Consider the following 23,371-nt stretch of genomic DNA (forward strand, 5'->3'; position numbering starts at 1 on the left):
TACAGGCCGGTGCGAACCAACGCCGTCCGGCCTGACCCGACTCGACTCGACAAGGGAGACAGCGTGAAGATAACTGTTGACGAGGAGAAGTGCTGCGGCGCGGGCCAGTGCGTAGTGATCGCGCCTGAAGTGTTCGACCAGCGTGACGATGACGGCATCGTCATCCTGCTCGACGCCGCGCCCGTAGCAGAGCACCACGAGGGAGTCCGCGAGTCCGCAGGCGTCTGCCCTGCCGCCGCCATCCACCTGCACGAGGACGCGTGAGTACGCCGTCGGACGTGCTTGTCGTCGGGGCCAGTGCCGCGGGTCTCGCCGTCACGGAGAGCTTGCGCCGCAAGGGCTACCGCGGACGGATCACGCTGCTCGGCGAGGAAGAAGGCGCGCCGTACGACCGCCCGCCCCTGTCGAAGCAGGTACTCGCCGGCACCTGGGAGGCCGAGCGCACGCAGCTGCGCACCCGTGACGTGCTGGACGCCCTGGACGCCGAACTCGTCCTCGGCGAGCGGGCGTTGGCCCTCGACGCCGACACGCGCACGGTGCGTACCGCGAGCGGAGCGGAGCTGCGGGCGGAGGCCGTCGTACTGGCCACCGGACTGCACGCACGCAGGCTGCCCGGCCTGTCGGGCGCGAAGGGCGCGACGGGCGCGAAGGGCGCGACGGGCGTGCATGTGCTGCGGACCCTCGACGACGCCGGCCGGCTGCGCGAGGAACTGCTGAAGGCCGAGCGGGTCGTGGTCGTCGGCGACGGCGTGCTCGGCGCCGAGATCGCCGCCACGGCCCGCCTCATGGGCGCCGACGTCACCATGACGGGGCCTCAAACCGCGCCGATGCAGGCGCAGTTGGGCTACGACATCGCCCAGCGCCTTGCCGCACTGCACACCGAACACGGAGTGCGGCTGCGCCCGGACACACTGGTGGACGGGCTGGAGACGGCCGACGGACGCGTCACCGGTGTCCGTCCGGTCGACGGCGAAACCCTTCCCGCCGATCTCGTCGTCACGGCGGTCGGCAGCACCCCCGCCACCGACTGGCTGACCGACAGCGGACTGGCGCTGCGGGACGGCGTGGAGTGCGACTCCCGCTGCCGCGCCGCCGACGGCATCTACGCGGCGGGAGACGTGGCCCGCTTCCACCACGAAGGCCTCGGACGGTCGCTGCGGCTGGAGAACCGCACGAACGCCACCGAGCAGGCCATGCTGGTCGCGGCGAACATCCTGGGCGAGGACCGCCCCTACAGTCCCGTCCCCTACTTCTGGACCGACCAACTCGGCGTCAAGATCCAGGTGTACGGGCTGCCCACACCCACCGCGAACGTGCACATCGTCGAAGGTGACACGGAACAGGGCCGGTTCGTCGCGCAGTACCTCGACGACGAGGGGCGCCCCATCGCGGTCCTCGGCTGGAACATGCCCAAGCAGGCCCGCCAACACCGCCAGGCCCTCCTCGACCGGTACGCCCCCGCACCCCGGGTCGAACCCGCCGCCGCCTCGCGCTGACGAGGGCCCATACCGAGTGACAGGTACGCCTCGGCCCACACACGTCACCGGCTGACCGCAACGGCAGGCCGACCGCGCGTGCCCCGAAGCCCGCCGCCCGAACCGGTTGCCACCCCAGCGGCTCTCACTACGCCGCACCCTCGCACGTTTCCGTCACCCACCGACTGATCCGCGCACGCCTCCCACCCTTCGCACGACGGAGGCGGCCCCCACCGGAGGACATCATGACCACCACGCCTGCCACCCCCGAAGCCGGCACACCCGAGATCCCCGACTTCCCTGCGGCGCGCTCCTCGAAGTGCCCCTTCGCCCCGTCTCCCGGCATGCGGGCGCTGTCCGAACACGGCCCCGTCACCCGGGTCCGCTCCTGGGGTGACAGCACTCCCTGGGCTGTGACCGGGCACGCCGAACAGAAGGCCCTGCTGTCCGACCCGCGCCTGAGCGTGGAGTTCACCCGGCCGGGCTTCCCCAGCCCCGTGGACCCGGCACACGCCCACGCGGGCAGCACCGACCTGAGCTTCGTCGGCATGGACGACCCCGAACACGCCCGGCTGCGCCGCATGGTCAGCGGCGCCTTCACCATCAAGCGCGTCGAGGCGATGCGCCCCCGCGTGCAGAAGATGACCGACGACTTCATCGACACCATGCTGGCGGGCCCCAAGCCCGCCGACCTCGTCCAGGCCCTCGCCCTGCCGATCCCCTCCCTGGTCATCTCCGAGATGCTCGGAGTCCCGTACGAGGACCACGAGTTCTTCCAGGCCAACAGCAAGAGCATCGTCTCCGCCACCGCCTCACCCCAGGAACGCGGGACAGCCCACACCAACCTCGCCACGTACCTCGACGACCTCGTCGGCCGCAAGCTCGGCGAACCCGGCGACGACCTCCTCTCCAGCCTCTGCACGCAGATCGAGAGCGGCGAGATCACCCGCCGCCAGGCCGCCACCATGGGTGTGCTGCTGCTCCTGGGCGGACACGAGACGACCGCGAACATGATCAGCCTGGGTACGCTGCTGCTCCTGCAGCACCCCGACCAACTGGCCCTGATCCGCGACACGGACGACCCCGCCGTCATCCGCACCGCCGTCGAGGAACTCCTGCGCTACCTCTCCATCGTCCACCTCGGCCGCCGCCGTACCGCCATGGAGGACATCGAGGTCGCCGGGCACACCATCCGCGCCGGAGACGGCGTCATCCTCCTCGGCGAACTCGCCAACCGCGACCCCTCGGTCTTCCCCGAACCCGACCGCCTCGACCTGACCCGCAACGCCCGCCAGCACCAGGCGTTCGGCGCCGGCGCCCATCACTGCGTCGGCCAGCCCCTGGCCCGCATGGAACTCCAGGTCATCTACCCGACCCTGCTGCGCCGCATCCCCACCCTCCGCGCCGTCGACGACCTCGACGCGATCCCCTTCAAATACGACGCCATCATCTACGGCCTGCACGCACTGCCCGTGACCTGGTAAGAGACCGAGCGGCCCGCCCGCCGACTGCTGGCGCGCAGGCCGGCGGAGGCCGCCGACCCGAAATCGTGGCTGCCCGGCCGAAGCTGAGCGAGGCGCTGTTCCTGGTCCTGGAGCGGGAGTTGGCGAGAGGGCCGGTCGCGTCCTCCTCACCGCCCTCCACCGGTCACCGCACCCCTGCTAGGCGGTCCTTCTCGGCATAGTGTGTCGGGTCATGACCTTGCTCATCATCGGCGGCAGCGGTTTCCTCGGCGGGGAACTGGCACGACAGGCGACAGCTTCCGGGCACGCCGTTGCCGCGACTTTCATGAGGAACCCCGGCCGCTCCTCCGAGGTTCAGTGGCTGCCGCTTGACCTCCGCAATCGTGCGGAGATCGCCTCGGTGCTCGACGAAGTGGATCCACGTGTTGTGGTCAACGCGGCCTCACGGAAGGCAGATTGGGCGACCACGGCGGAGGGAGCCATCCGGGTGGCGATGGCCGCAGTCGGCCGGGGAGCACGGCTGGTGCACGTGTCCAGCGACGCGGTCTTCTCCGGAGCACAGGCCTACTACGACGAAGCCGCTGCACCGGATCCGATCACGCCCTACGGCGCTGCGAAGGCCGCCGCCGAGACAGCGATCCGTCTGCTGGCCCCGGCAGCCGTCATCGCCCGAACGTCGCTGATCATCGGCGATGGGGATTCCGCGCACGAGACGTTGGTGCATGAGCTGTCCGGTGGGCGCCGTGACGGGGCCCTGTTCACCGACGATGTCCGTTGCCCCGTGCATGTGTCGGACCTTGCTGCCGCGATTCTGGAACTAGCGTCCTCCGATCACGCCGGAATCCGCCACGTCGCAGGGCCGGACGCGGTCAGCCGTCACGAACTCGGCCTCCTGATCGCTCGCCGCGATGGCCTCGACCCGGCCACTCTGCCTGCGCGGCGACGGGCCGACACGGGCGTGCCTGGACCGCTGGACGTGCGTCTGGACAGCAGCGGAACCCAGCGCAGTCTCCGCACCAGGATGCGCGGGGCTCGCGAATTCCTGTCAGGCGGGGCCACAGATACGGCCAGTTGATCGCTCTCACATGATGGCCGCGGTTGCAGTCTCCGCTGAGTTCGAAGGCTGACGCTCATGGCCGGGACGGCTCGGCTCGACTGGTCAGGCCGAGTCACCCGTCACGCGCGCCGACGCCGCCGTCCGGGACAGGGCCGGGGCCAGCCAGCGGTTGAGGAGGGTGCGGAGTCGGGTCTCGTCCTGTGGTGGCTCACCGGGGTGCTGGAGCAGTGAGGTCAGGAGCCGCATGATCATCTCGGCGAGGCCGTCGAGGTCCTTGTCGCCGACGCCCGCGGCGGCCCAGTCGACGGGGAAGCGCCGCAGCATCCTGGCGCCGTAGGCGATGGTGTCACTGGTGGTGGCGCCGCGGCCGAAGGCGGTGGTGTCGCCGAGTTGCAGCAGAAGGCTCAGGCGTGGCTCGGTGGGGATGGTCCGTACGCAGAAGACCATGCCCTCGACGACGGCTTCGGCCGGGTCCGTGATGCCTTGCAGGTGCGCGATCATCAGGTCGACGAACGATTCGGCGCCCTGGGCCGCCACCTCGGCGACGATGTCGCTGAGTCGCCCGAAGTGGCGGTACACGGTCTGGCGGGTGACGCCGAGTTCGGCCGCGACGTCGGACAGGGTCGTTTTCGTGACGCCGTGCCGGTCGACGCAGCGGGCGGTCGCGTCGATGATCCGCTGCCGTGCCTCCGCGTCCGATGCGGGAGGTCGGCCTCCCCAGCCGTGGTGCCCCATGGCCTCAGGATCGCACAGGCTCCACGGCCGGTTGGGGCCTGGTTGCGCGGAGTGCGGCCACGACCAGGGCGGTCGCGGCGACGGCGCGCAGAGCGGTGTACCAGAGGCTGCCGACCGGTGTGCCCTGCTCGGTGACGCCGCTGGACGCATCGACGTAGGCCGGCAACGCGACCAGCCAGAGCACGACATGGACGACGAGGTACAGCGCCGGATACGTCCGCGCGAACCCCGGTGACGCGGCCGGAACCGGCATCGGCCGCGAACGGCGCGCACGCCACACGTCCGCGAGGAGGTAGAGGCCGACGATCCAGACGAGGGCGATCTCGACGCCGAGGATGGCTCGCTGGATGCCGAGTTGGTCCCCGCCCGCGAAGAGGTTGCTGGGCACCCCGGCGATGCCCATCGCCAACGGTGTCAGGACACCGGCCGCCACGGTGCGCAGGCCGACCTGCCGGCCGGTGAGCGCGGCACGGCCGTCCCGTGCGCCGACGAACCGTACGACGAGGTAGGTCATCGCACCGAAGGACACCGACGCGAACAGGAACATGCTGTTCATCGGGACCGAGGCGAGCGCCGGTTCGTTGATCATCGTGTTGCCGGGATTCCAGGCCCACCACTTCAGCTGCGGCCCGAGCTGATCGAAGATCTCGTAGAACACCTGGCAGACGAACGCGACGGCCAGCGACCCGGCGACCGGACCGGAAAGGCGGCCGCGCCGGGTGAAGCCGCCCAGGACGCGGACGAGTTCGTAGGCGAGCTGCGACAGCGCCGGATAGAACGCCACGATGTACAGCGGCAGCCGGTCGTACATGAACTGCACGGTGAACACGTTGTGGGAGAAGATGAACCCGACGTGCTCCTGGAGCCCGAACCAGCTCGGGAAGTAGAGCGGCGGCTCGATCACCGCCAGGTAGACGACCGAGGCGAACCACAGTGAGATGTTGACCGGGTCGCCGTCGCGGCGCCACCGCCGCCAGGCGTGGACGAAGGCGAACACCGCCCCGCCGATGACGAGCAGTTCCAGGAACGGCATGGTGCCGCTCTCCAGGCCGAACGGGTTGCGGAAATCCACGATCGGAGCCGCGTCATGGCACGAGAAGCCGAGCCCTTCCGCGAGGCGCTCGGCCGCGGCGTCGCATGAGTAGCCCATTCGTCACTCCTCCAGTCGGTTCCGGTTGGTTCCAGTCGGTTCGGGGCGATTCCAGTCGGTCGGCGGTGGTGTCTCAGTCGTTGACGAGGTCGGTCTCGGTGGCGGGCGAACGGTTCTCGTAGGTCCGGGAGTTGGCCTTCGTGATGCCGGTGAAGTCGGTTCCGGGCGGGTCCTGTTGGTCGTCGAAGCCGTGGGGAACGACCGTGCGGCCGAGCAGCTCGCGCACCTTGTAGCGCGCGATACGGAGCCAGAAGCGCGGGTCGGTGGCCATCTCCCGCAGCGACTTGTCGAGGTTGAAGACGGCGGTGAACGTCCGGTCCACGTAGTCGTCCTCGCGGCTCGTGGCGGTGATCGCGTTGAAGACCGGCCAGCTCATGCGTGCGGCGATCCTGCGGCGCCAGGTGGGGACGACTTCGGTGCCGGTCGCGAAGTCGTAGGCCTGGTCGCGGGCCATCGCGAGCATCCAGGGCACGTCGAGCGACTCCTTCTGCCGATCGAGGAACTCGCGGAAGAAGGCGCCGTCGAGGGTGTCGCGGGCGCGCAGCAGCTCGGCGAGGATGAGCGCGGAACGGGCCGCCGAGCTCATGCCCTGGGCGTAGAACGGATTGAACGCGCAGATGGAGTCACCGATACTCACCAGGCCGAGGGGCGGCCGGTCCAGCAGGTCGAAGCGGCGCCACTTGTTTCCGGTCGAGCGGGTCAGGTGCACTTCGGACGTGGGCGTGCTGTCGTGCATCGCCCGCCCGAAGGCCGCCGCCCGCACACGGTCCGCCGCGGCCTCGAACGTGTCCACGTCGCGCGGCATCCGCAGGCCCCACGCCCCCATGCACACGATGGCCCGATCACCCTCGATCGGGAAGAAGTTGCTGAGGAACTCGTGCTCCTCGGGGTGGTCGCCGGTGTCCTGGGTCGGGGTGACGACCAGGTGCTTCCACCACCACGACGCGGGACGCCGGTCGGCGGGCGGTAGGTCGTACCACCGTGAGGTGTAGGTGACCTTGGCGTCGAGGGTCCTCTCCTCGGCCGCCGGCCACCCCGCCCCGCTCAGCCAGTCCGCCACGGAGGAGCCCCGCCCCAGCGCGTCGACGACGAGCTCGGCGTCCAGCGAGCCCGAGTCGTCCTCCGTGCGGAACTCAACTCCCTCTACGCGCCCGGGCGTTGACCCGCCCACGCTGGTACGCAGTCCGGTGACGGCCACGCCCTCGCGGATCTCGATGGCAGGGAGCTCACGGACCTTGTCGCGCAGGACCCGCTCGATGAGCACGCGGGAGCTGTAGACCATCGTCATCGAACTGGACTTGCGCGCGGCCCAGCCGTCGTTCTCGCAGTACGCCGCGTCCAGCGACGGCATCAGGAGCATGCCGCCGGCGGCGATCAGCGCGTCCTCGAAGCCGGGGAAGATCTCACCGATCGCGCGGCGCCCGGAGTTGAGCAGGAAGTGCGGGTGCTTGCTCTGCGGTACACCGCGTCGATGCTCGGCGTCCGGCGGGAGTTGGTCCCGTTCCAGGACGATCACCTTGTCGAAATGGCGCGCGAGCGCACCCGCGGCGCACAGTCCCGCGACGCTGCCACCGAGTACCACGGCGGTCTTTCCCTGCATGGCCCCTCCATTCATACATGCTGTGACTGAATGTATGATTGACGGGAGGGGAAGCTAACAGCTGCACCTCGAAGGCGCCAGGCTTTCCGCGGGAGTTCGATGTCGATCCGTCCGGCCGACTCCTTACGTCGTGAGCCCCCGACGAGAGGTCCGGAACGTCGGACCCACTTGCCGGGGGCTCACGAGAGAGTCGGGCCGGAGGTGGCTCAGTTGTGCTCTTCGTCGATGGTGACCGCGGCGCCGTTGTAGAGCTTGACGACGACCCGCACGCCGCCCTTCTTCGCCGCGGCTTCGAGCTCGCCCTCGGTGCAGCGCTTGTTGTCGCCGTTCTCGCCGCAGATCCAGCCGTTGCCGTTAATGGTCGTGGCGGTGGCGCTGAAGAACGAGCTGGTGTTCCCGTCGCTGTCGACCAGGGAGTACTTGCCCGGGGCCAGGTAGCCGAGTTCCCCGGAGCGCGTGCCGCTCGGCTTGACGGTGTCCGAGTCGCCGCCACCGCTGCTGGAGTGGTCCTCGACGATGCTGACTGCCGTGCCGTTCTTGACCTTCACCGTGGCGGGTACGCCCTTCTTTGCCGCGGCTTCGAGTTCCTTCTCGGTGCACGGCGTGGCGGCCTGGCCCTCGGCGTCGCCGCAGATGCGGCCGGCGCCCTGGATGTTGGTGTCGGTCGAGGTGAAGAACGCCTGCTCGGTGTCCTTCAGGTCGCTGACGGTGTACTTGCCGGGCGCCAGGTAGGAGACGGTGCCGAACCAGGTTCCGCTCACGCCCTTGCCCTGCGACGTACCCCCCGAACCGGAACCGCTGCCGGCCTGCGACTCCGTGCTGCCGCCCGCGGAACCCGCACCGTCGGCTCCGGACTTCTCCTTCGCATCCGAGGCCGCGGTCGACGACCCGGAACTGCTCGACGCGTCGCCCCCGTCCGCGCCTCCCTGGCATGCCGTGAGCAAAGTGGTCGTGGCCATCAGAGCGGCGGCGGTGAGGACGGCCTTGCGGCGGTGGTTGCGAAACATGATGTGGTTCCCCCGTTGTTGTATGGATGTGCGGCCGGTCGGCCAGTCGGCCAGTCGGGCCGCGCCTTTGTTCGATCTTGAGCTTGCCTGATCGGATGTGTTCGGGGGAAGCGCAGTTACGAGGTGATGACGATCTGCGCGTGCCCCTGAGACACCGCAACACCCTGTCGTTGAGGGGGTGTTCGCGCACCCAGAGCCACCGCTGCCGGGCGGGGGCAGGTGAACGTGCTCCCGGTCCCGGCCCCGGCCCCGGTCAGCTCTCCGTCACCGTTCCCGCCTTGCGCCGCGAGGCGGCCAGCAGGCCCAGCGGCACCAGCGCCAGAAGGGCGAGGATCATGCCGGTCAGCGGCGGCCCCTGCAGGGACAAGGCGGAGGTGAGGGCGGCGCCCCCGAGCCAGGAGCCGAGGGCGATGCCGACCTGGAACGCGGACGTGGCCAGCGCCATGGGCAGGGCCCGGCCGGCTCCGGCGACGCGGACCACCTCACCGACCACGACCGGATTGGTCGCGAAGCCGGCGGCGCCGAGCAGCACGACCAGGACCACGGCGAGAACGCTGCTGGTCGCCCACAGGGTGATCGCGGCCAGGATCGCGGCTGTAGCCGCGGTGGCGGGGATGAGGGTGCCGTAGGGCTTGCTGTCGCCGCGGCGGCCGCCGAGCGTGGTACCGGCCAGCGCGCCGGCGCCGAAGCCGAGCATCGCCAGCGGCACCGCCGCCTCGGCGAGGCCGGCACGGTCGGTCAGCAGCGGGGCGACGTAACTGTAGGCGGCCATGACGCCGCCCTGGATGAGCGCGATGGCCAGGTAGACCAGCCACAGGCGCGGGTGCTTGAGCGAGGCCGTCTCGGCGCGCAGCGTGCCGTCGGCCCCACCACGGTCGGCGGGCAGCCGGCGCACGATCACAGCGGCGGCGATCACGGCGAGGGCGGCGAGCACCCAGAAGGGGGTCTGCCAGCCGGACAGCTGGCCGGCGGCGGTGCCCAGGGGCACGCCGACGACGTTGGCGAGGGTGGTGCCGCCGACCATGACGCCCATGGCGCGGGTGCCGGCGGCCGGGCCCGCGGCGGCGGTCGCGATCACCGCGCCCACGGCCCAGAAGGTGCCGTTGCCCAGCGCCGCGGCGAACCGGCCCACCATGGCGAGCCCCAGGCCGGAGCTCAGGGCGCCGACGACGTGGCCGGCGGCGAAGACGAGCAGTGCGGCGATCAATGCGTTGCGGCGTGGCAGGCGCAGGGTGGCCAGGGACATCACGGGGGCGCCGATCATCATGCCGACGGCGAAGACGGTGATCAGCATCCCGGCGCTGGACACGCTCACCCCGAGGGCGCCGGAGAGCTGCGGCAGCAGGCCGGTGACGATCATCTCGCTGGTGCCCATGATGAAGGTGATGGCACCCAACAGCCATACCACCGGCGGCAGTTTGACCTTCTCTGTGAGGACGGGCGCGCTGCCGTCGTGCTCCGGCGAAGCGCCGGCTGTGGGGCCTTGCCCGGTGGTGGGGGAGGGGGACGCGGCGGAAGTCACCGAGGGTCCTTTCGATCGGACGGCACGCGCGGCGGGCGCTGGAGAGCGACCGGGGGCGGACGTGCCGTGGGGACGTACCGGCGGGGGCGTGAACACCCCGCCGAGATCTACGGAACCAGTCGCGGCGGGCGGCAAACAGTCACGTTCGTGAGGGGTAACGGCAGGGCACCCCTCCGCGCCGAGGCGGGACGGGGTTCGGCGTCAGCCCTCGGCGCCGGACTGCTCCGCGGCCGTTTCCTGCCGTTGGGTGGCGGCCCAGCTGGCCAGGAGCCGCAGGGCGTCGGCGGCGGGTGTCCCGGGATCGGCGCTGTAGACGGTGATGGACAGGCCGTCGTCACCGGGCAGGTCCAAGGTCTCGTGGACCAGCTCCATCTCGCCCACCGCCGGATGCAGGAACCGCTTCGTGCCCTCGGTGAAGACGTGCACGTCCTGCGCGCCCCACATGGTGCGGAAGGCGTCACTACGGGTCGACAGCTCACCGATCAGGTTCGACAGCTCACGGTCGTAGGGGTTCTTGGCGACCTCGACCCGCAGCACCCCCACGCCTTCGCGGGCCACCCGTTCCCAGTCGGGGTAGAGGCGGGTGGCCCGCGGGTCGAGGAAGACGAACCGGCAGGTGTTGACCGGCTCGGCCGCGGTCGCGAACAGCTCGCAGTGCAGGGCCCGCGCAAGCGGATTGGCGGCCAGGATGTCCATACGGTTGTTGCGCACGTACGCGGGCTGGTCGTGCAGGCCCTCGACGATGCGCAGCACACTGGGCCGAACGGTCGCCTTCTTCGACCGGCGCCGGCCGCGCGCCGGGCTGCTGCCGGCCGCCCGCGCCAGGGCGTACAGGTGGTCCCGCTCGGTGTCGTCCAGCCGCAGGGCCTGGGCGAGGGCGTCCAGGACGCTGTCGGAGGCCCCCGCGAGATTGCCGCGCTCCATGCGCGTGTAGTACTCGACGCTCATCCCGGCGAGCATCGCGACCTCTCCCCGGCGCAGCCCGGGCACCCGCCGCTGCCCGTACACGGGCAGACCCGCCTGCTCCGGGGTGATCCTGGCGCGGCGCGATTTCAGGAATGCACTGACTTCTTGCCGGTTGTCCATGCGGCCAGCGTAAGGAGACGCCGCCGAAGGTGGGGGACCCTGTCGTTACCCCCCACGGCAGATGCTCCATGGTGGGGGTCGACGTCGTCGGCTGTGGTGGTCAGGGCATGGGGACGAGCACGCCGGGAAGACTGCCGGCCTTCACCGCGGCCTCATCGATGGACAGGCCGCAGTAGGTGCCGACGGCGGTGAACACCGCCGTCGGCAATTGCGGGCCGTGTTCCTCGTGGTACGCCACGGCTACGCTGTCACAGGGGTTCTTCTCCGGCTCGTGGGCTCTTACGCTCGCGCGGTGAGTGATGTGGTGCTGGCCTGCGCAGTCGCGGTCGCCGGATGCGTGCAGTGGCTGACCGGGATGGGCTTCGCGCTGGTCGCCGTGCCCGCGCTGGTGCTTCTGCTCGGCCCGAACGACGGGGTGCTGCTCGCCAACTGTGCTGCGGGAGTGGTCAGTTGCGCGGGCCTGGCGGGCGGCTGGCGCCGGGTGCGGTTGCGGGCGATGGCGCCGTTCGTCGCCGCGTCCGTGTGCACGGTGCCGGTGGGGACCTGGGCGGCGGCCCGACTGCCGGAACCCGTCCTGATGGTCGTGCTCGGTGCCCTGGTCTGCCTCGCCGTCGGCCTGGTCGCGCGGGGACTGCGGCTGTCCGCCCTCCGCGGCACGGGCGGGGCGCTCGCCGCCGGCGGCGCGGGCGGATTCATGAACGCGGCGGCCGGCGTCGGCGGACCCCCGATGTCCCTGTACGGAGTGAACGCGGGCTGGTCCATGCGCGAGTTCGTGCCGAACGCCCAGTTCTACGGCGTCGTGGTGAACGTCGTCTCGGTCGCCGCCGGAGGCCTGCCGGGGCTCGACCGGCGGGCCTGGTGGGTGGCGGGCGCGGCTCTCACCGCCGGCGCCCTCGTGGGCTGGGGCCTGGCCGGGCGCGTCCCTGAACGCGCTGTCCGGGTGATGGTGCTCGGCCTCGCCGTGGCGGGCGGCGCCCTGGCCGTGGGCAAGGGGCTGTGGGGCCTCTAGGGCTGGTTGCGAAAGTGCCTGCTGTGGCGTGGTGAATCGCAGTGATGGATGCACGAGCTCGTCAGGAGTTGCTCCACCCGGTTGTCCTGGAATACGAGTCGAGCAGGTCCACCACGAAGACGAGGGTCGAGCCCGCCGGGATCAACGGCGAGGGCGACTGATTGCCGTAGCCGAGACGCGGGGGAACGATGATCTCGCGCCGACCGCCGACCTTCATCCCCCTCACCCCGCGGTCCCAGCCCTTGATGGCCTTGCCACCGCCCACGGCGAACTTGAACGGCTCGCCCCGGTCCCAGGAGGCGTCGAACTCCTTCCCGGACGCGAAGGTCACCCCGACATAGTGGACCCTGACCACCATGCCGGGCTTCACCTCGGCCCCGTCCCCGACGACCAGGTCGCGGATGGTCAGCTCGGTGGGAGCTTCGCCCTCCGGAACGTCGACCTCGGGCTTCGTCAGTTCACTCATTGCCGCCTCATCACTTTCCGTCGGGGGACCTGCAGGGGCCGGCCGGACCCATGGCCTCCCATGGACACCCCGTGCAGTAGATGGCCACGCTACCGAGGATGCCGATCCACGGAGCACGCCGAATCCGGCAGCCACCTTGGTGGCCGGCTTCATGAGCCTGCTCGACGTGACGATCGTGGCGGTGGCACCCGCTGGACATCGCGCCCTGGGTGGCCGCGCCGGTGCTCTTCATCGGCGGCGTGGGCCGGTGCACTCGCGGCAGACCTGACTTCGGTGCCGCCTGTGCGGAGGCGGACGCCTCACACGCCGCTGTGGGTCCTGCGCACACACTCCGCGACCACCTCCCGCAGGCTGCCCGTACGCCGGAAGGCCTCGCGTTGCAGGCGGGTGCCGTTGCCGTCGCGCAGCAGCCGGGACACCAGTGCCTGGGCCTCTTCGAAGTCACCGGCGTCCTCCAGTGCGGGCCGCACGTGTTCCAGGAGAGAGTCCACGGCGGTCCGGGCCGGTACGGGCTGCATCAGCAGGGGGCTCACGAGCTGATCGTCGAGGCCCGAGCGGCCTGCGCGCCAGGCCGCGAGGCGCAGGAGCGCCACGGGGTGGTCGGCAGCGGGCTCGCCGGAGCGCCACTCGCGTGCCGCCGTCTCGACCAGACCACGTACCAACATGGCGAGCAGAACGGTCGTCGACGGTTCGAGACACACATCGGCGACGCGCACCTCGACGGTCGGGTGGGCGGCCGACAGCCGGGCGTCGAAGTAGACCATGCCCTCGTCCCGTACGACACCGGTGGCGACCATGGACTCGACCTGGCGGTGGTACGCGGCGGCGTCGTCGAAGAGTTCCACCGGCCCCGCGGACGGCCAACGCCCCCACACCCGGCTGCGATAGCTGCTGTACCCGGAGTCCTTGCCCTGCCAGAACGGCGAGTTGGCGCTCAGCGCGACGAGCACCGACAGCCAGGGGCGGATCCGGTTCAGCACGGCGACGCCCTCTTCGTCCGACTCGACGGACACGTGGACGTGGCAGCCGCAGGTGAGCTGCTCCTGCGTGGTCAGGCCGAACTCCTCCGCCAGCCACTGGTGACGTGCACCGGTACCCACGGTGGGGCTCACCGGGAGCGGGGACGTGGCGAGAGCGGCGGCCGCGCAGCCCAGCTTCTCCGCGTGATCGGTGGCGGCCCTGCGGCACTGGGCGATGTCCACGGCGAGATCCGACGTCGCCTCGTGCGGGCTGGTGGCGAACTCCAGCTGCTCGCGGTGCAGTTCGGCCTCGAAGGCCTCATCGCCCTCGCGGGCGGCGACCGCCATGACCGCGCTCGACATGGCGCGTGCCTCGCCGGTGTCACGGTCGACGAGCAGCAGTTCCTCTTCCACCCCGACACTGCGCATGCGGCACGTTCCTTTCAGGTAACCGGCGCACGATCGGCCCTGTGCCGGTGCGTGAACAGTTCTCTCCGCGTGCCCAACGAACGAGCCGCTATGTCCGTTCGGAGCGGGGGCGGGAGGGGGGTCGTCTGAACCGTCAGGCAGCCTGCTGACTCTCGGTGATGTCAGGTGCCGCGTACTCCCGTACCTGGGCACAGCTGCGGCTGATGAGGCGGGAGATGTGCATCTGGGAGACGCCCATCTCCTGGGCGATGTGGGACTGCGTCATGTCCTCGAAGAAGCGCATGTAGAGGATGGAGCGCTCACGCTCCGGGAGTGTCCGTAGGCCTTCCTTGGCTGCTTCCCGGTCGGCGACCAGATCGTACTCGGGCTCCTCCTGGCCGAGCGTGTCGGCGAGGCTGATTGCGTCCCCTCCGTCCTGGGACGAGCCGAGTTCGGCGTCCAGGGACAGGCTGCTGTAACTCTCCAGCGCCTCCATGCCCCGGCGGACCTCGTCCAGGGTCAGCCCGGCCCGGGCCGCGATCTCCTCCAGGTCGGGTTCGTGGCGGTGATCGGGCTCGTCGAGCAGGTCCCGGCGGGCGACACGGACCTTGTTGCGCAGGTCCTGGACGCGCCGCGGGACGCGTACGTCCCAGGTGTGGTCACGGAAGTGGCGGCGCAGCTCGCCGGTGATCGTGGGAACCGCGTACGCCTCGAAGACTCCGCGCCCGGGTTCGTAACGTTCGACGGCCTTCACGAGGCCCAGAGCCGCGACCTGGTTCAAGTCATCGGGATTCTCGCCCTTGTTGCGGTACCGGCCGGCGAGACGGCGTGCCATGGGCAGCCAGGCCTCCACCAACTGCTCCACCAGTGTGTCCCGTTCGCGTCCCTCGGGCGTGTTCGCGAGCCGGAGAAAGTCCTGTTCGGTGTCAGGGGCATCGTCGTGCACGTGACGTGTGGCCATGGTTCGCTCCTCATCGTCGCGGTCAGCAAGATGACCAGGGGCCGATCAACACCCGTTGCGGGTGGCTCGTACCCCTGGAGCGAGCCTGTTTTCCCAAGCTCGTGCTCGTTGTGTCCTCGACCCTACAAAAGAGCGGGCGGTGTCGACCACCGGGCAGGTCAGCGGCCCGCCCACTCCGCAATGGCCGGTGCGATGCGTTCGAGAGGCAGGACGAGGTCGACGAGGCTCGTGTTGATCGCCGATTGGGGCATGCCCTGGAACGCGGCGGTGTCCGGGTCCTGCACGATGACGGTGCCGCCGTGTGCCTTGACGGCGGAGACACCTTGGGCGCCGTCGCCGTCGGAGCCGGTCAGCACGCAGGCGATGACGCCCCGCCCGAAGGCTGTCGCCGCCGATTCGAACAGTGGATCGGCGGCCGGGCGGGCGTAGTTCACCCGCTCCTCGTCCGCCAGGAACAGTCTCCTGCCGTCCTGTCGTACGCACAGGTGCCGGTCGGGTGGAGCGATATGAACGACTCCCGCACGCAAGGGCCCGTTCCGGGCCAGCTCGACCTCGAGCGCGGTCGCACGGGACAGCACAGGAACGATCTGTGTCTCGCGGCCGCGGCGCAGGTGCTGCGCGACCAGCACGGTCACCGGCAGCTCGGGGTCAAGGCCGCCCAGCAGCGTCCGCAGGCCCTCCACACCACCGGCCGAGGAGGCCACCACCACGACCGCTCGGTAGTCACGGGCGTTCGCCGAAGATGCGCGGTTCACGGCAGCGGGGTCCCGGGCGGGCTCTGGTCCTGTGGCTTTCCTGGGTCGGGCATGAGGGCTCCGGTGGGTGTTGGGCTGGTCAGCGGCCGACGCGCAGGCACCGGTGCGGGGTTCGACTGCAACGCGGCGGACAGGCCCGAGTGGCTGCCCTCCGCACGACCCGCTCCGTATGACACGACCCGCTCCGAACACGTTGTCCTCCACTGCCACCATGGCAGTCTTCGCCCGGCCCCGCAGCCCGTATTCCGCTAGGCCGGCTCGTGGAGGAGTGCCCAGGGCGGGGCGTTGCATGCGGAACGCGTCGAGATCGGCGGCTGCCGAACCGTTGCCGCACCTCGATGCCCCGATCCGCAGCTCCTGGGGCACGCCTCAGGAGGGCACACCGTCATGCCGAGATGCGGGACAGGATCGCCTCCAGGCCGAAGGTGAAGCGCTCGTCGAAGTTCTGGCGGAGGTGGGGCAGGACTCGTTGCAGCGCCGGGTGTGCGGCGGGGTCGACGGCCTGGTCGAGACGTTCGTCGCCTTCTTCGGGGGCGGCCTGTTCCTCCTGGGTCAGGCCGAGGGCGAAGTAGTTGACCGTCCAGGTCGTCCATGCCGCCTGCCGCTCGTCGGCACCGGCTTCCAGGAACGCGTCGACGAGGCGGTCGGCGAAGCGCAGCGTGTTCGGCTCTGCTGAATAGGTGCCGGTGATCAGGGCTGCGCCGTCGCGGTGGGCGAGCAGCGTGCGCCGGTAACGGGCGGTCAGTTCGCGGGCACGTTCCAGAGGGGCGTCGGGCAGGTCGTCGTAGCCGATGTCGGCGAGGACAGCGTCGGCCATCAGTTCCAACATCCGCGCCTTGGTCTTCACGTGCCACAGCACCGTGTTCATCCGCACCCCGAGGCGGTCGGCGACCGCCCGGGTGGAGAGGCCGTCAAGGCCACGCTCGTCCAGTACCTGGAGCGCGGCATCGATCACGGCGGTGCGTGTGAGCTGGCCTGCCGCGTCTTCCCTGGCTTGCTTCTTGGTCACTGACCTAGTTTACTCCAGCTCAATCATTGGTCACCGACCAAGAGTGTGTTTCGAGGGAGAGAAGGACCATGGACTACCAAGTTGTCGTCGCAGGCGCCGGGCCCGTGGGCCTGTGGCTCGCCGGCGAACTGCGCCGCACGGGAGTCACCGTCGCCGTGATCGAGCCCCGCCTCGAACGCGACTCCCGCTCCCGCGCCCTGACCGTGCACCCCCGCACCATCGAGACCTTCGCCTCCCGCGGCGCGCACCAGCCCTTCGTGAGCGAGGGCATACCGCTGCCCGGCGGCCACTTCGGCGGCCTCGACTCCCGTCTGGACTTTCGCCACCTGCCGAGCCCCTTCCCGTACACCCTCGCCCTGCCTCAAGAGCGCACCGAGGCACTGCTGGAGGGCCAGGCCCTCGACCTGGGCGCGCACATCCTGCGCGGACACGAGGTCACCGGGTTCACCGGGCACCCCGACCACATCGCCGTGCACACCACCGGACCGCACGGGCCCGCCACCCTCCAGGCGGCCTACCTGGTCGGCTGCGACGGCGCCCGCAGCGCCGTGCGCTCCGAGGCCGGCATCGACTACCCCGGCACCCCCTCCACTGTGCTCGGCTGGCTCGGCGACGTGGCCCTGGACGACCCGCCCGCCCCCGGCTACAGCTACTTCGGCCCCGAGGGCGCCCTCATGGCCGTCCCCATGCCCGGGGGTATCCACCGCCTGGTCGGCATCACGCCCCGCGACCTCACCACCAGCTGGCCCGGCGACCTCACCCTGGATGAACTGCGCGAAAACGTCATCGGCATCGCCGGCACCGACTTCGGCCTGCGCGACCCGGTCTGGCTCTCCCGCTACGGCAATGCCACCCACCTCGCCGACCGGTACCGCAAGGGTCGCGTCTTCCTCGCAGGGGACGCCGCCCACCAGCACTTCCCGGCCGGCGGCGTCGGCATGAACGTCGGCATCCAGGACGCCGCCAACCTTGCCTGGAAGCTCGCCGCCATCCTCAACGGCTGGGCTCCCGGCGGCCTGTTGGACACCTACCACGCCGAACGCCACCCGGTCGGTGTCGACCTCACCACCACCAGCCGCGCCCAGGTCGCCCTGATGACCGCCTTCACCCCCGAAGGACTCGACCTGCGCGCCCTGCTCGCCCGGCTGATCACCAACCTGCCCAACCTCAACGAGCACTTGGCGACCCAGGTCAGTTCCCTGGCCGTCACCTACCCGCCCGCCGCCCCCGACGCGCACCCGCTGACCGGCACCCGCGCCCCGGACCTCCGGATCGGCGACACCGGCCTGTTCGCCCTGCTGCGCGCCGACCGCTACCTCCTGCTGGACCTCACCGGCAGCGGACGTCTCACCGGGTACGCGCGCCCCGGACTGCACGTCCACGCCGGCACCCCGGACCAGCCTCCGGCCGACTTCACCACCGTCCGTGCCGCCCTCGTCCGCCCCGACGGCCACATCGCCTGGGCGAGCACCGCCCACGACGACACCGCCCTCACCGGCAGTCTCACCACGACCCTGGCCGCCACCCACCGGAAGTGAGCCGCCGCACCGCACGTGTCGCTCAGTCCGACGACCGCGTCTCCAACTCGCTGAGCTCCGCGGTGAATTGTGCGCCGGCGAGCAGCGCCAGGTTGGACAGCCACAGCCAGATGAGGAAGACCACGGCGCCCGCCAGCGATCCGTAGAGCCTGCTGTAGGCGCTCAACTCCGAGGTGTAGAAGGCGAATCCGGCGGAGGCGCACAGCCACAGGAAGGCTGCCAGGGCGCCGCCGGGGATGCTGTGGGTACGGACGCGGGCCTGTGCGGGACCGGTACGGAAGACGATGACGACGAGCAGAGCGACCACGCACAGCAGCAGGGGCCAGCGCAGCAGGCTCCAGGCCAAGGAGGCGACGGTGCCGAGGCCGAGGTAGCGGCCCAGTGTCTCGGCGACCGGTCCGGTCATCAGGAGCACCAGGGCGCTGAGGACGAGGATGCCGAGCAGGGCGAGGGCCGTGATCAGGATGCGGTGGGCCTTGTGCCAGGTCGAGCGGCGGTCCGCCACCCGGTGCATGCGGTGGACCGCACGACGGAACACCGCGAGGTAACTGGAGGCCGACCACAGCGCGCTGACCGAGCCGGCGGCCAGCAGCATCCAGGCGGCCGTGCCGTGGTGCAGCGCCCGGGACAACACGTCGTGGAGCTGGGTGCCGGACTGGCCGGGAGCGTACTCGCTGACGTGGGCGATGAACTCCTCGGCCGTCTCCGGGCTGATGAGGCTGAACGCCAGGGAGATGACCAGAAGGGAGGGCAGCACGGTCAGGATCGCGTAGTACGTGAGCGCGGCCGCGGAGTCCGACATGTCGTCGCGCCACATCGACACCGGGGTGCGGCGCAGCGCGGCTCGCCAGGTCCGCACGGAACCGTCACCTCTCGACGGGACGGGGCGTGGGCCGCGTTCGTGCGACGTTCCGTCGAGGGCGTGCGGGTCAGCGGACATGTGGCCTGCGGTGCGAGCGGGCGGAGGGGCGTAGGTGCATGCGGAAACGGTACGGGGTGAATGTGTCCCCCGTATCGGGGGTGACCGTCAGTGCGTCTCCGTGAGGGCCTGTTCGTAGGCGGCCTGAAGGAGTTTGGAGGCCCGGGGACGGTCGGGGTTCGGGCGGGGGATGCCCAGGTGCACCTCGCGGAGTTCGTCCATGAGGTCCTCCCAGAGCTGCGGGCCGCCGTCCTCCAAGAGGCGGGCGCGGACGGTGAGTTCGGGGGTGGTCGGGCGGTGCCGCATTCCCCAGGAGCCGAGCGCGGCCATGATGGGGACGGTCTGGATGCCCGCTTCCGTGAGGCTGTAGGTCGCTCGACGTCCTCGTTCGGCCTGCTCCTGCGTGAGCAGACCGCCGGCGACGAGGGTTTTGAGGCGGCTGCTGAGGATGTTCGACGCGATCCCCTCCTCGGAGCCGCTGAGCAGCTCGCGGAAGTGTCGGCGTCCGCCGAACACCATGTCGCGCAGGACGATGAGGCTCCACTGGTCCCCGAGTGCCTCCACGGCCGCGTTGATCGCACATCCGGACCGCGGTCTGTCTCGCATTACCCACCTCCAGTTGCCCACCTCCAGTGATTGCATTCTGCCATCACCAAGTCTAGGCTCACGCACAGCTAGTGATTGCAATTCGCAATCACATCGCTTCGACGGCAGGAGTCGATGAAATGTCCCGCGTAAGGGTCCACAACTTCGCCATCTCCATCGACGGATTCGCCACCGGCGAAGGCCAGAGTCTCGAAGCCCCGTTCGGCCACGCCGGCGAGCGGCTCCATGAGTGGTTCTTCCCGACCAGGACCTTCCAGCACATGCTGGGCAAGCCGGGTGGGACCGCTGGTGTCGACGACGCCTTCGCCGGCGCCTGGGACGCCGGCATCGGGGCGGAGATCATGGGCCGCAACAAGTTCGGCGCCCAGCGCGGGCCGTGGGAGAACGAGGACTGGAAGGGCTGGTGGGGGCCCAATCCGCCCTTCCACACCCCGGTGTTCGTCCTGACCCACCACCCGCGCCCCTCGGTGGAGATGGAGGGCGGCACCACATTCCACTTCGTCGACGCCACGCCGCAGGAGGCACTCCGTCAGGCGCGCGAGGCCGCGGGCGACTTGGACGTGAGGATCGGCGGCGGGCCGACCACGGTCCGCGAGTTCCTCGCCGAGGACCTCGTCGACCATCTGCACATCGTCGTCGTTCCGATCCTTCTGGGCCGTGGCGAGCGCCTGTGGGACGGACTCGAGGGACTCGAGAAGCGCTTCCGGACCGAGTCCGTGACAACGCCTGGCGGCGTCACGCACATGACGTTCACCAGGCCGTAGCGACCGCCCGCGAACGCCGCGCCAAGGGGGGGCGGCGTTCGCGTTCGTGTTCGTGTTCGTGTTCGTGTTCGGACCAGCGTTCACTCAGGCTGTCGGCGCGAATGCGGTGATGGCGTCGACGAGGGTGGCCGGGGCTTCCAGCGGGATCAGGTGACCGGTGTGCGGGATCACCACGAAGTCGGCTTGGGAGAGGTAGGGCACCAGGTTGTCGCGGAGTACGTCGACGGGCTCCACCTGGTCGTGTTCTCCGGCGACGACGAGTGCGGGCACGCCGACCATGCGGGTGTGCTCGGTAGTGTCCTGCGCGATGCCGCGCAGGCCGGGTGGCCGCGACCAGTTGTGCGACCTTGCCGCCCATTGAATGCCCCACCAGGACGTGGTCGGTGACCCCCGCATCGGCGAGCACGGCGAGTGTGTCGTCGGCGAGCTGGCCGAGGGCGTAAGGACCGGGCAGAGCGCTCGAGCGGCTCCACCCGCGGAAGTCGACCGTGAGTACGTCACGGCCCGCCAGGCGGTCGACGACGAGGTCCCAGGTGCGGGCGGAACCACCCCAGTAGTGCAGGAACACCAGGGTCGGGCCGTTCCCCGGCTGACGCCACCCGGGAGCTGGTCGCGTCCCCGGATCTGGCCGCGCACTGGAGCATCCCCGACACCGACTGGCCGTTCGTCGACACGGCGCGCAACCATCTGCTCCTCGAAGCATCCGCCCCGCCCGGTGACTTCTCGACGGAGCTGCCCGGAATCCTGCTCTCCGCGCTCATCGCGCGGCTGCGCCCACCGCACGCCGAAGCACGGTCCACACATCCGGTGTTCCGGCTGTTCCGGCTGTTCCGCTCCAGTGTCGAAGCGCACTTCCGGGAGCACCACGACGCCGGCTACTACGCCCGCGCCCTGGGATACGCGCCCCGCACCCTCTCCCGAGCGGTGCAGCAGGCCACCGGCCGCACCGCGAAGGCGTACATCGTCGAACGGATCGTCCTGGAAGCCAAACGGCTCCTCGCGCACGACCGGCTCAGCGCCGCCCGCTGCGCGGACACACTCGGCTTCCCCGACGCATCCAACTTCTCGGTCTTCTTCCGCAGGGCCACAGGCCAACGCCCGGGCGCGTGGCAGGCGACAACGGCCGGCGAGTAACAGGACGTTCTCCAGCCAGAGTTGACCGTTTGCGGTCCGGGAGTTGATCGGATCGAGTGTCCGCCCACCGCCCGTACGGCGCCTGGGCGGACCTCTGCCGCGACGTCGGTCAGCCCCGCGGAGAGTGCACCGTGTCGGCGCTGATGGTCAGCAGGACGCGTTCCTGGTCGCGGCCGCCGAACCAGGGATAGGGCCCGCCCAGGTACTTGTGCGCCACCTTGTCGATGTGTGCTTCCGCACCCTCGGTCGTGGACGTCACGACGCGGCCGCGCACCGCCCAGTACCGCGAAGGATCTGCCGGGTCCGCGATGCCGACGGCGACGCGGGGGTCGCGGCGGATGTTCCGCATCTTCTGATGGGTGGTCACCGTGTTGATGACCACCTGGTCCCCGTCCCTGTCCACCCAGGTCTGGGTGATCTGAGGCGAGCCGTCCGGCATGAGCGTCGTCAGGAAACAGATGGCCGGCCCGTCCAGGGCGGCGGCCAGTTCACTCGGCAGTGGCATTTCGGGCACCTTTCACGTGTGGCACGGGAACGCCCAGCCATCAAACACTGCCGCCCGGTCCGCTACGGGGCAGGGGTGCATCAACTCCGGCGCCGGCGCGCCGCATCGTCATGGCAGATGCGGAAGCACCTCCGCGCCGAGCAGGAGCAGGTGTGCCAGGTCGCCGGCGTCGTAGAGGTGCAGATACACGGTGTCCGCGCCGCCCTGCGCCAGGCGGTGGATGTGCTGGACGGCGGTGTCCGGGGTGCCGACCACCGCCGCTTCCCGCAGGAAGGCGGAGGTTGCGACCGAGGGCCGGCGGTCGGTCTCGGCGTGGGCCTGCACCGCCGACGATCACCGGGATGCGGTGGGTGGGCCGGGGCGGGGTGTGGTTGTCGGTGAGGCGGTAGTACGTGCCGTCGTGGGAGAACGGGGCGCTGTCCCACAGGCCGCGGATGACGGTGAGTTGCTCCTCGAGCCGGTCGAAGCGTTCGGCGAGCGGCGGGAAGGGAATGCCGAACGCCTCGTGTTCGCGTGCGTACCAGCCCGCACCGAGACCGAGTTCGACGCGGCCGCCGCTCATCTCGTCGACCGTGGCCACCGTGGTGGCGAGCAGCCCCGGGTCGCGGAAGGTGGCCGCGGTCAGCAGGGTGCCCAACCGGCGTCCACCCCGAGGGCACCGCGACCGCGACTCCGCCCGGCAAGCCGCTCAGCGAGTCCGAACGCACCGTGGTCGCCCACCTGATGCGGGACGGCCGGGCCTCCGCCGCGGCCATCGCCCGGGCCGCGGGCCTGGCCACGTCCACGGCGCACCGCGTCGTCCGCCGGGTCCTGGGCGAACGCTGGGTCCAGCCGCGGCTCGAGACGGTCTCGCAATGGCTGGGGTTCGACACCCCGTTCCTGCTGCGTCTGCGCGTCGCCCCCGGTTCGACGTCCGACGTGATGGGTCGCATCGACCGGCTGCCCCAGACCCGGCTCACCGCCCACGTCGCGGGCGACCTGTCCGTGCTGTGCACCGGGCTCGTGGCCGACCGGGCCGCTCTGGCGGCGTTCATCGACCACGAACTGGCGGAGGTGCCGGGCATCGTGAAGGCCGGCGTGGACGTCATGCTCACCGAGCCGCGCCGCTACTGGCTGGACCGGGACCGAGAGTCGGGGGGGGAGTTCCATCCGCCGGGGCTGCTGTGAAGGTGGTCGGGGCCGGCGCGGCGAGCGATTCTCGCCGGGCCGAGACCGGCGCGGCGAGCGATTCTCGCCAGGCCGG

The 23,371-nt window shown here is 70.5% G+C and carries 23 protein-coding genes and 4 pseudogenes; 9 read left to right on the forward strand and 18 right to left on the reverse strand.

The genetic code is table 11. From position 1 onward, the window contains the following. The first annotated feature begins 63 nt into the window (after positions 1–63). The 4 genes from OG746_RS21905 (at position 64) to OG746_RS21920 (ending at position 4,013) form a co-directional block, all read left to right on the forward strand. Positions 64–264, forward strand: coding sequence for a ferredoxin (locus OG746_RS21905; protein WP_266717030.1), 201 nt, complete (start codon positions 64–66; stop codon positions 262–264). Then, positions 261–1,496, forward strand: coding sequence for an NAD(P)/FAD-dependent oxidoreductase (locus OG746_RS21910; RefSeq protein ID WP_266717032.1), 1,236 nt, complete (start codon positions 261–263; stop codon positions 1,494–1,496). Before OG746_RS21905 ends, OG746_RS21910 begins: the two co-directional genes overlap by 4 nt. Before the next feature lie 224 nt (positions 1,497–1,720). Beyond that, complete coding sequence (locus OG746_RS21915) at positions 1,721–2,959, forward strand: cytochrome P450 (protein WP_266717034.1); 1,239 nt, start codon at positions 1,721–1,723, stop codon at positions 2,957–2,959. Positions 2,960–3,170: 211 nt separating this feature from the next. After that, positions 3,171–4,013: an SDR family oxidoreductase gene (locus OG746_RS21920; RefSeq protein ID WP_266717036.1), complete on the forward strand. Its 843-nt coding sequence runs from the start codon at positions 3,171–3,173 to the stop codon at positions 4,011–4,013. 84 nt (positions 4,014–4,097) lie between these two features. Here OG746_RS21920 and OG746_RS21925 read toward each other — a convergent pair whose 3' ends face one another. From OG746_RS21925 to OG746_RS21955, 7 genes are all read right to left on the reverse strand, one after another. Beyond that, positions 4,098–4,730 carry a TetR/AcrR family transcriptional regulator gene (locus tag OG746_RS21925; protein ID WP_266717038.1) on the reverse strand — a complete coding sequence of 211 codons (633 nt, stop codon included), beginning with the start codon at positions 4,728–4,730 and terminating at the stop codon, positions 4,098–4,100. Between the two features lie 4 nt (positions 4,731–4,734). Continuing rightward, entirely contained in the window at positions 4,735–5,880 is a 1,146-nt protein-coding gene (locus tag OG746_RS21930) for a hypothetical protein (protein ID WP_266717040.1), read from the reverse strand. A gap of 73 nt (positions 5,881–5,953) precedes the next feature. Beyond that, positions 5,954–7,480 carry an FAD-dependent oxidoreductase gene (locus OG746_RS21935; protein WP_266717042.1) on the reverse strand — a complete coding sequence of 509 codons (1,527 nt, stop codon included), beginning with the start codon at positions 7,478–7,480 and terminating at the stop codon, positions 5,954–5,956. A 206-nt stretch (positions 7,481–7,686) separates the two neighbouring features. Continuing rightward, entirely contained in the window at positions 7,687–8,487 is an 801-nt protein-coding gene (locus OG746_RS21940; RefSeq protein ID WP_266717044.1) for a hypothetical protein, read from the reverse strand. Positions 8,488–8,740: 253 nt separating this feature from the next. Then, the gene (locus OG746_RS21945) at positions 8,741–10,009 is read right to left on the reverse strand and encodes an MFS transporter (RefSeq protein WP_266717046.1); all 1,269 of its coding nucleotides are present in this window, start codon (positions 10,007–10,009) and stop codon (positions 8,741–8,743) included. Positions 10,010–10,210: 201 nt separating this feature from the next. Further along, positions 10,211–11,095, reverse strand: a complete 885-nt coding sequence (locus OG746_RS21950; protein WP_266717048.1) for a helix-turn-helix transcriptional regulator — start codon at positions 11,093–11,095, stop codon at positions 10,211–10,213. 100 nt (positions 11,096–11,195) lie between these two features. Continuing rightward, positions 11,196–11,333 (reverse strand): hypothetical protein, encoded by a 138-nt coding sequence (locus OG746_RS21955; RefSeq protein ID WP_266717050.1) that lies wholly within the window; start codon positions 11,331–11,333, stop codon positions 11,196–11,198. Between the two features lie 54 nt (positions 11,334–11,387). Here OG746_RS21955 and OG746_RS21960 point away from each other — a divergent pair, with 54 nt between their 5' ends. Next, a complete protein-coding gene (locus OG746_RS21960) occupies positions 11,388–12,104 on the forward strand; it encodes a sulfite exporter TauE/SafE family protein (RefSeq protein WP_266717052.1) in 717 nt (238 codons plus the stop codon). 61 nt (positions 12,105–12,165) lie between these two features. Here OG746_RS21960 and OG746_RS21965 read toward each other — a convergent pair whose 3' ends face one another. The 5 genes from OG746_RS21965 to OG746_RS21985 all read right to left on the reverse strand — a co-directional run bounded on the left by OG746_RS21965 (position 12,166) and on the right by OG746_RS21985 (position 16,662). Continuing rightward, entirely contained in the window at positions 12,166–12,570 is a 405-nt protein-coding gene (locus OG746_RS21965) for an FKBP-type peptidyl-prolyl cis-trans isomerase (RefSeq protein WP_323179645.1), read from the reverse strand. Positions 12,571–12,869: 299 nt separating this feature from the next. After that, on the reverse strand, positions 12,870–13,958 hold the full coding sequence (locus OG746_RS21970; protein WP_266717054.1) for a glutamate--cysteine ligase 2: 1,089 nt from the start codon (positions 13,956–13,958) through the stop codon (positions 12,870–12,872). 133 nt (positions 13,959–14,091) lie between these two features. Then, positions 14,092–14,898, reverse strand: coding sequence for a SigB/SigF/SigG family RNA polymerase sigma factor (locus OG746_RS21975; RefSeq protein ID WP_266717056.1), 807 nt, complete (start codon positions 14,896–14,898; stop codon positions 14,092–14,094). Between the two features lie 158 nt (positions 14,899–15,056). Next, positions 15,057–15,653: a chemotaxis protein CheB gene (locus OG746_RS21980; protein WP_266717058.1), complete on the reverse strand. Its 597-nt coding sequence runs from the start codon at positions 15,651–15,653 to the stop codon at positions 15,057–15,059. A 385-nt stretch (positions 15,654–16,038) separates the two neighbouring features. Beyond that, complete coding sequence (locus tag OG746_RS21985; RefSeq protein WP_266717060.1) at positions 16,039–16,662, reverse strand: TetR/AcrR family transcriptional regulator C-terminal domain-containing protein; 624 nt, start codon at positions 16,660–16,662, stop codon at positions 16,039–16,041. 68 nt (positions 16,663–16,730) lie between these two features. On the opposite strand from OG746_RS21985, the gene OG746_RS21990 reads away from it, so the two are divergent. Beyond that, on the forward strand, positions 16,731–18,200 hold the full coding sequence (locus OG746_RS21990; protein ID WP_266717062.1) for an FAD-dependent monooxygenase: 1,470 nt from the start codon (positions 16,731–16,733) through the stop codon (positions 18,198–18,200). Between the two features lie 22 nt (positions 18,201–18,222). Here OG746_RS21990 and OG746_RS21995 read toward each other — a convergent pair whose 3' ends face one another. Together OG746_RS21995 and OG746_RS22000 are read right to left on the reverse strand one after the other, a co-directional pair. Then, a complete protein-coding gene (locus OG746_RS21995; protein ID WP_524540440.1) occupies positions 18,223–19,140 on the reverse strand; it encodes a YhjD/YihY/BrkB family envelope integrity protein in 918 nt (305 codons plus the stop codon). A gap of 87 nt (positions 19,141–19,227) precedes the next feature. Further along, positions 19,228–19,725 carry a winged helix-turn-helix transcriptional regulator gene (locus tag OG746_RS22000; protein WP_266717064.1) on the reverse strand — a complete coding sequence of 166 codons (498 nt, stop codon included), beginning with the start codon at positions 19,723–19,725 and terminating at the stop codon, positions 19,228–19,230. Positions 19,726–19,844: 119 nt separating this feature from the next. Here OG746_RS22000 and OG746_RS22005 point away from each other — a divergent pair, with 119 nt between their 5' ends. Continuing rightward, positions 19,845–20,489, forward strand: a complete 645-nt coding sequence (locus OG746_RS22005; RefSeq protein WP_266717066.1) for a dihydrofolate reductase family protein — start codon at positions 19,845–19,847, stop codon at positions 20,487–20,489. 84 nt (positions 20,490–20,573) lie between these two features. Here OG746_RS22005 and OG746_RS22010 read toward each other — a convergent pair. Next, a pseudogene (locus tag OG746_RS22010) lies at positions 20,574–21,060 on the reverse strand (alpha/beta fold hydrolase). 23 nt (positions 21,061–21,083) lie between these two features. Between OG746_RS22010 and OG746_RS22015 the strand changes: the two are divergent. Then, a pseudogene (locus tag OG746_RS22015) lies at positions 21,084–21,623 on the forward strand (helix-turn-helix domain-containing protein); the annotation flags it as partial. Positions 21,624–21,732: 109 nt separating this feature from the next. On the opposite strand, the gene OG746_RS22020 reads toward OG746_RS22015, so the two are convergent. The 3 genes and pseudogenes from OG746_RS22020 to OG746_RS45440 form a co-directional block, all read right to left on the reverse strand. Next, the gene (locus tag OG746_RS22020) at positions 21,733–22,128 is read right to left on the reverse strand and encodes a PPOX class F420-dependent oxidoreductase (RefSeq protein ID WP_266717068.1); all 396 of its coding nucleotides are present in this window, start codon (positions 22,126–22,128) and stop codon (positions 21,733–21,735) included. Positions 22,129–22,236: 108 nt separating this feature from the next. After that, positions 22,237–22,452, reverse strand: a complete 216-nt coding sequence (locus OG746_RS22025) for a hypothetical protein (protein ID WP_266717070.1) — start codon at positions 22,450–22,452, stop codon at positions 22,237–22,239. A gap of 46 nt (positions 22,453–22,498) precedes the next feature. Further along, positions 22,499–22,708, reverse strand: a pseudogene (locus OG746_RS45440) (LLM class flavin-dependent oxidoreductase); the annotation flags it as partial. Positions 22,709–22,782: 74 nt separating this feature from the next. Here OG746_RS45440 and OG746_RS22035 point away from each other — a divergent pair. After that, positions 22,783–23,295: pseudogene (locus OG746_RS22035) on the forward strand (Lrp/AsnC ligand binding domain-containing protein); the annotation flags it as partial. Between the last annotated feature and the right edge of the window lie 76 nt (positions 23,296–23,371).

The organism is Streptomyces sp. NBC_01016 (assembly GCF_026341035.1).
GTDB lineage: Bacteria > Actinomycetota > Actinomycetes > Streptomycetales > Streptomycetaceae > Streptomyces.